This window comes from Brachyspira sp. SAP_772 (genome assembly GCF_009755885.1).
GTDB lineage: Bacteria > Spirochaetota > Brachyspiria > Brachyspirales > Brachyspiraceae > Brachyspira.
In genome coordinates this window covers 1-743 of the sequence record NZ_VYIX01000139.1, presented here as the reverse complement: position 1 = coordinate 743, position 743 = coordinate 1, and the positions used below count along the sequence as shown (strand labels likewise).

At 26.1% G+C, this 743-nt stretch carries 1 protein-coding gene and 1 pseudogene; both read left to right on the top strand.

The window, feature by feature from the left end; genetic code table 11:
* The coding region (locus tag GQX97_RS13100) for a tetratricopeptide repeat protein (RefSeq protein ID WP_157152281.1) at positions 1-454 on the top strand (454 nt) is incomplete at its 5' end.
* Positions 455-478: 24 nt separating this feature from the next.
* A pseudogene (locus tag GQX97_RS13095) lies at positions 479-743 on the top strand (M23 family peptidase); the annotation flags it as partial.

Sequence of the window (743 nt, the reverse complement as noted above, 5' to 3'; positions counted from 1 at the left end):
GGCACATGTTATTGTTGGCTATATATATGCTATTAGAGAGATGTATGATTTGGCTGAGTTTGAGCTTCTTGATGCTTTATCTTATGATATAGAAAATACTCAAATTTATTCTGTGCTTGGATATGTTTATTATAAGAAAAAAAATTCTAGAAAGGCTATAGAATATTTAAGAAAGGCAGTGGCTTTAGATTCAGAAAGTCCTAATGCCAGAAACTCATTAGGCTTTATACTAGTTGATAGTGATATTAATATAGATGAAGGAATAGAAGAGATAAAAAAGGCTTTACATAAAGACCCTTCTAATCCTGCATATTTAGATTCTTTGGGTTGGGCTTATTTCAAAAAGAAAGATATTGCCAATGCTAAAAATTATCTTACTAAAGCATTTGAAATAGCTCCTTCTAATAAAGATATAAAAGAACATCTTTTGAAGCTTGATAATTATAAAATATAATATTTTTTTGGAGGTTTATTGTTTATGAAAAATTTTGTAATAGTTTTTGTTTTTTTATTATCTTTATCGCTTTATTCTCAGTATGATTTAAAGTATGYTGGAAAGATAGAAGTTTTAAGAGATGGTAAGTCTTCTAGTTTTAGTAATAAAGTTTATGATGGCGACACTATTAAAACTTCAAAAAATGCTTTTGCTGAGATAAAAATAAAAAATAAATATTATTATCTATCAGAAAATACATCTCTTTCTATAAAGAATGGAGAGATTAATTTAGTTAAATATTCTATAG